This window comes from Enterobacter sp. Ap-867 (assembly GCF_011752855.1).
In the GTDB taxonomy this organism is placed as follows: Bacteria; Pseudomonadota; Gammaproteobacteria; order Enterobacterales; family Enterobacteriaceae; genus Cedecea.
In genome coordinates, this window is record NZ_VWWS01000008.1 from 276,626 (window position 1) to 282,660 (window position 6,035).

The window sequence follows — 6,035 nt, forward strand, 5'->3', positions numbered from 1 at the left end:
TTAATCAGTTACGCAGGCGTGGGGCCTGAAGCTGTTGGCGTATCGAGGCAGCCAGTTCGTCCATTGACGGCTGTTCAGGGTGCTCGTCGTCATCTTCAGAACTGAGCTGAGCTTCGGCGAGATAGGTATGAATCGCCTGGCCATCCTCATCTTCCATGACAACGTGGTACCACGGCGCCGCGCGGAGTGCGCTATTGTCGGCCAGATCGTCTTCTTGCGGCTCATCGAGCGAATACTCGGGGTCAATGTCGACCACTACGCCCAGATAGCCCAGTAAAGAATGGCGAACCTGCTGGCCAATACCGAATTTGCTGGCAATCATAGTCACCTCCCGGGAACATTACTCTGCATACGAATATGCGGGCAATTTCCGCCTTTTCAAGCTACATGACTCGACAGGCAAACCCTTTCAGATACAGCCCTTCCGGGTAGGTTGCGATCACCGGGTGATCGGCCGCCTGGCGGAACTGTTCTATAAATTGTACATCACGCCCGGCATCTACGGCGGCATCGGCGATGATTTTCTGGAATAAATCTGTGGTCATCAGCCCGGAGCAGGAGAAAGTCATCAGAATGCCGCCAGGGTTCAGTAACTGAATCGCTAACATGTTGATGTCTTTATAGCCCCGGCAGGCGCCCGCCAGCTGGTTTTTGTTTTCAACAAATTTAGGCGGGTCCATGACGATGACGTCGAATTTCTCGCCCTGGTCGCGATATTTGCGCAGCAGTTTGAACACATCGTCACGAAGAAACTCGGCTTTGCTGAGATCAAGCTTGTTCAGCTCTACGTTTTTTCTGGCGATATCCAGCGCATCCTGAGAGGTATCCACGCTTACCACCTGGCTGCAGTTACCCATCAACGCGGAAACGGCAAAACCACCGGTGTAGGAGAAGCAGTTCAGGACGCGTTTATTATCAACGTAGCGGCGAGTGGCGAAACGGCTGTCGCGCTGATCGAGGTAATAGCCCGTTTTATGCCCGCCCTGAATGTCTACCAGCAGCTTCATACCGTGTTCTTCGATAGGCAGCAGGGCAGGAGGCAGTTCACCGCTGACCGGCCCCTGAGTCAAAGCCATGCCTTCTTTCTTACGTACGGTCACATCGGAGCGATCGTAAACAGAGCATTCAGGGTAGAGAGACTGCAGGGCGGCAACGAGGGCCGGGCGCTGATATTCTGCGCCGGCAGACAACAGCTGCAGCACCAGGAAGTTGCCAAAACGATCGATAGTCACGCCCGGTAAACCGTCAGATTCACCGGCGATCAGTCGGTAGCTGTCCAGCCCATCACGCTTAGCCAGCCAGTCTCTCCACTGCTGGGCCTGCTGCAGGCGGCGAGTAAAGAAGGCGATATCAATACTTTCAGCCTGATCAAAGGTCCAGACGCGGGCGCGGATTTGCGATTCAGGGGAATATGCCGCTCGGGCGAGCCATTTGCCCTGGCTGTCCACCACATCAACCGTTTCACCGAGACTGGCCTTGCCTTCCAGGCGTGCAACAGCCCCAGAGAAAACCCATGGATGACGGCGCAATAACGACTTCTCACGCCCTTTGGCTAACACTAAACGTACGCTCATAATTTATTTGCTGCTTCGCTAAGAAATGGGCGCCATTTTCCGGTTTAGGGCCGCTAATTGCAATTTATTCACGTGAAAGCCTCACAGAGTGGGTTACTGCCAAAGAAAAAAACACGGGGTTTGTTAGACTTAGAACTGTTTTGAGCGTTCAGGCGGAGGCAATGATGAGTTCAGACAAACAGTGCGTGAAGTGTTGGGTACACGGCATGGTTCAGGGCGTGGGCTTTCGTTACAGCACTCAGCGTGAGGGGGAAAAACTTGGCTTAACCGGCTATGCCCGTAACCTGGATGATGGCAGCGTGGAGGTGGTGGCCTGCGGAGAGGCGGGGCAGGTTGAAAAGCTGCTGGCGTGGTTAAAAGCCGGCGGGCCACGTAGCGCCAGGGTTGATAAAGTTCTGACTGAACCGTATCAACCCGAACGCGAATGGATCAACTTTGGTATCCGCTACTAGATACACTTCACCGGTTTTGGCAGGCCAGCGATTTTTGTGGCCTGTTTGGCGGGGCCTTTCGGGAACAGGCGATAAAGATAACGGCTGTTGCCTTTCTCTTCGCCGAACTTGTTCGCCATAGCCTTAACCAGCATGCGAATGGCCGGGGAGGTATTAAACTCCAGATAAAACTCGCGTACGAAGCGAACCACTTCCCAGTGCTCTACCGCCAGGGTAATGCCTTCTTTGGCGGCAATCTCTTCCGCCAGCGGCTCGCTCCACTCCTGGCTATTTTTCAGGTAGCCATCGGCATCTGTCTCTATTTCTCTGCCTTCAAAGGTCAACATAGTTATCCGCTATTTACGTCAAATCGGGCGAAGTGTAGCAAATTTTCTCTGTGGGCTTAAGGGCGGAATGCGGCAGGATTGAGGGCAAAAAAAAGAGAATGCACAAGGCATTCTCTTTTAGGGATTACGGCATCAGTTAGTCGCGGCTGGCAAAACCAAGGATGCTCAGCAGGCTAACGAAGATGTTGTAAAGAGAAACATACAGGCTTACGGTCGCGCGGATGTAGTTTGTTTCGCCGCCGCGGATAATGTTGCTGGTCTCAAACAGGATGGCGCCAGAAGAGATCAGGATAAACACCGCGCTAATCGCCAGGTGCAGAGCCGGGAGCTGCAGGAAGATGTTTGCCACCATACCAATCAGCACAACCACCACGCCCGCCATCAGCATGCCACCGAGGAAGGACATGTCTTTACGGGTTGTCAGCACATAAGCAGAGCAGCTAAAGAAGACCAGTGCGGTACCACCCAGCGCCAGGCCAATAACATCACCCATGCCTGCGGACAGATACGCATTCAGCATTGGCCCCAGGATATAGCCCAGGAAGCCGGTAAAGGCGAATGCAGACAAAATGCCCACTGGTTTATCCGCAGTTTTGTAGGTCAGGAACATCAGGCCGTACATGCCGACCAGCGTCAGAATCAGCCCTGGAGAAGGCAGCATCAGTACGGTGCTGGCGGTTGCCGTCAACGCGGAAAATGCCAGCGTTAAACTCAGCAGGAAATAGGTATTACGTAGCACCTTGTGGGTGCTGAGCAGTGACGAACGGTCACGCGAGGAGGTAATAATGCGATCCATTCTAAACTCTCTCTTTTACAGGTGTTTTATGGTCATGAGCATAATGCCCGCCTTTATTAGACAAAAGCCTTTTTACCCATCTTTACCTCGTGCAGTTTATCACATTGTAAAAAATTAATGCCATAACACCCACTTATAGGTGGCTGAAAAATATTGCTTTATTACCTAAAGCCGACTAAGAGTGTTAGCCGTACCGTCGTTAAATAACATTAATAAGGCGTAGGTCATGAAAGCAAACAACAACACATTCTCAAAATCATTGGTTGCTCTGGGTCTGCTCAGCGCTATTTCCAGCGCATGGGCAGCAGACGTTCCGCCGGGAACCGAGCTTGCAGCCAAACAGGAGCTGGTACGTAACAACGGCAGTGAACCGGCGTCGCTGGATCCCCACAAAGTGGAGAGCGACGTTGAAAGTAATATTATCGGCGACTTTTTTGACGGCCTGATTCGCGTCAAAAACGATGGTTCTATCGAACCTCATCTGGCCGAAAAATGGGATAACCAGGACAACAAAGTCTGGACATTCCATCTGCGTCCGGGGATTAAGTGGTCCAACGGTGAACCTATCACTGCTCAGGACGTGGTATGGAGCTGGAAGCGTTTAGTCGATCCTAAAACGGGCTCCCCTTACGCAACTTATCCCGGCACGATGCATATCGAAAATGCCAATGACATTGCCGAAGGCAAAAAGCCGGTCGATAGCCTGGGTGTGAAGGCGCTGGATGCAAACACCGTTCAGGTGACGCTGGACCAGCCAACGTCGGCCTTCCTGCTGATGCTTGGCCATACGTCTATGGTACCGGTGAGCGAAGCTGCGGTAGAAAAATTTGGGGATAAATGGACCCAGCCGGCCAACTTCGTGAGCAGCGGTCCGTATAAGCTGTCGCAGTGGGTGGTGAACGAGAAAGTCGTCGGCGAGCGTAATAAGCAGTACTGGGACGATGCTCATACGGTGATTAATAAGGTGACTTATCTGCCTGTGACTTCCGGTACAGCAGATATAAACCGCTATAAAGCGGGTGAGATCGACATCACCTATACCGTGCCGGAAACGCTGTTTGCCTCACTGAAAAAAGCGATTCCGGACCAGGTCCATATCACGCCTTATCTGTCCACTTACTATTATGAATTCAATACCACCAAAGCGCCGTTTAACGACCCACGCGTTCGTCTGGCATTAAACCTGGCGCTGGATAAAGATATCATCGCCGGTAAGGTGTTAGGGCAGGGGCAAAAGCCTGCGTGGCTGGTAAGCCAACCTAAAATTGGCGGGATAACGCTTAAGCCTGCGGAGTACGGTAGCTGGAGCCACGATAAGCGTGTCGCTGAGGCGAAGAAATTGCTGGCAGAGGCGGGCTTTAACGAATCTCATCCGCTGCAGTTCAACCTGCTTTATAACACCTCGGAATCTCACCAGCGCATTGCCATTGCGGCCAGTTCAATGTGGAAGAAGAACATCGGCGTCGAGGCGAAGCTCCAAAACCAGGAATGGAAAACCATGCTGGATACCAAACGTACCGGCAATTATGACCTGGTGCGCTACGGCTGGATTGCCGACTACGATGATGCGGCGACCTACCTGAATAACTTCCGTACCGGCGATAGCCAGAACAGTTCCAAATACAGCAATCCTGCCTACGATGAGATCATCGCTAAAGCTTCACAGGCCACTACCCAGGAAGAGCGTGCGAAGTACTATCAGCAGGCCGAAGATATTCTTGCGAAAGACGTCCCGACCATCCCTGTCTACCACTATGTGAAGGTTCAACTGGTGAAACCTTACGTAGGAGGTTATGCACCGAGCACGCTGGGCAAATATTTAACCCAGGATCTCTACATCAAAAAGCACTAATGCTGACGCTGCCCTCCCCGGAGGGCAGAAAAAGCGGCTTGAAACTGAGCATGTTGCTGCTGTTTCAGGCAAATAACACAAATATGATGAAATTTCAGGCGATTGAACAAAATCGTGCTTTACATGAAGTATGGGTATGTTTATAGTTCGCCTCGTTGGAAGTGTGGCCGAGCGGTTGAAGGCACCGGTCTTGAAAACCGGCGACCCGAAAGGGTTCCAGAGTTCGAATCTCTGCGCTTCCGCCAACATTCGAAGGGGTTGCCGAAAGGCGACCCCTTTTGTTTTTGGGGTGTTGGTATAGTGTTGGTATATTCACTTGGTATATTCTTGTTCTTAGCCCTCTCATTTTCTCTCTGTTTTGCTCAGTACCGGTGCTGCGAGTGTTGGTGAAATTTTCACTTTTCGGTCATACGTCGTCACCTGACTTTCCGTTTTATGGCCAGAGAAAAGCTGCTTGTCTCTGCTGCTCCCTTCGTAATCTGAAATAGCCTTGGCCTTAATGTCGTGGAATATTCCAGGCACAGCGTGGCCAAGTTTTAAAGCTGCTGCTTTCTTTGCCTTATTCCACCAGGTGTTGAACGTTTTCTTATTCATGGCGCCCCCTGATGGCCCTACATATGAGATATAAATTTTTCCTTTTGGCTATCCTGTGCATCAGTCTGGCAGGCTGCACGACACTTTATTACCGATAGCCATTATGAGAAAGCTAATACCTGCTGTTGTGCTGCTACTCAGTGGCTGCATAAATGTCTATGGGCCAGTAAAGCCAGGCGCTCAGGGAGACTCTACTCAACCAAAAGCTCCGGGTATGGATGATGCGGCATCGATCGTTAAAATTGGTAACCGTAAACCGCAAGAACTTTTCAATGCAGTAACAGCTTACTATCAGCAAAAAAGGCTTAACCCGACGGTGCAGGACAACACCACCGGTATAGTAGCGGCTGTTAGTAGTGATGAGGGAGTAGTAAGTACCTATCTGGACTGTTCCGCGCTTCCGCAAACACAAAATATACAGGAGCAATCAAGAATTGTGAC

General features: G+C 51.4%; 6 protein-coding genes, 1 tRNA gene and 2 pseudogenes. 4 read left to right on the plus strand and 5 right to left on the minus strand.

Going from position 1 to position 6,035, the window contains the following annotated elements; translation table 11 throughout:
- Positions 1-4: 4 nt before the first annotated feature.
- A complete protein-coding gene (gene hspQ, locus F3J26_RS19705) occupies positions 5-322 on the minus strand; it encodes a heat shock protein HspQ (protein WP_008461265.1) in 318 nt (105 codons plus the stop codon).
- 61 nt (positions 323-383) lie between these two features.
- A complete protein-coding gene (gene rlmI, locus F3J26_RS19710; protein ID WP_008461267.1) occupies positions 384-1,574 on the minus strand; it encodes a 23S rRNA (cytosine(1962)-C(5))-methyltransferase RlmI in 1,191 nt (396 codons plus the stop codon).
- Positions 1,575-1,735: 161 nt separating this feature from the next.
- Here rlmI and yccX point away from each other — a divergent pair, with 161 nt between their 5' ends.
- Positions 1,736-2,026 carry an acylphosphatase gene (yccX, locus tag F3J26_RS19715; RefSeq protein WP_166995548.1) on the plus strand — a complete coding sequence of 97 codons (291 nt, stop codon included), beginning with the start codon at positions 1,736-1,738 and terminating at the stop codon, positions 2,024-2,026.
- Here the strand turns inward: yccX and tusE are convergent.
- Both tusE and yccA read right to left on the minus strand, forming a co-directional pair.
- Positions 2,023-2,352, minus strand: a complete 330-nt coding sequence (gene tusE / locus F3J26_RS19720) for a sulfurtransferase TusE (protein WP_008461270.1) — start codon at positions 2,350-2,352, stop codon at positions 2,023-2,025. The genes yccX and tusE overlap by 4 nt on opposite strands.
- Before the next feature lie 136 nt (positions 2,353-2,488).
- Positions 2,489-3,148, minus strand: a complete 660-nt coding sequence (yccA, locus tag F3J26_RS19725; RefSeq protein WP_039291604.1) for an FtsH protease modulator YccA — start codon at positions 3,146-3,148, stop codon at positions 2,489-2,491.
- A 226-nt stretch (positions 3,149-3,374) separates the two neighbouring features.
- Here yccA and F3J26_RS19730 point away from each other — a divergent pair, with 226 nt between their 5' ends.
- Positions 3,375-5,000, plus strand: a complete 1,626-nt coding sequence (locus F3J26_RS19730; protein ID WP_166995550.1) for an ABC transporter substrate-binding protein — start codon at positions 3,375-3,377, stop codon at positions 4,998-5,000.
- Positions 5,001-5,157: 157 nt separating this feature from the next.
- Positions 5,158-5,245: transfer RNA gene (locus tag F3J26_RS19735), tRNA-Ser, on the plus strand.
- A gap of 97 nt (positions 5,246-5,342) precedes the next feature.
- On the opposite strand, the pseudogene F3J26_RS19740 reads toward F3J26_RS19735, so the two are convergent.
- Positions 5,343-5,603 (minus strand): annotated as a pseudogene (locus F3J26_RS19740) (site-specific integrase); the annotation flags it as partial.
- A gap of 205 nt (positions 5,604-5,808) precedes the next feature.
- On the opposite strand from F3J26_RS19740, the pseudogene F3J26_RS22595 reads away from it, so the two are divergent.
- Positions 5,809-6,035 (plus strand): annotated as a pseudogene (locus F3J26_RS22595) (hypothetical protein); the annotation flags it as partial.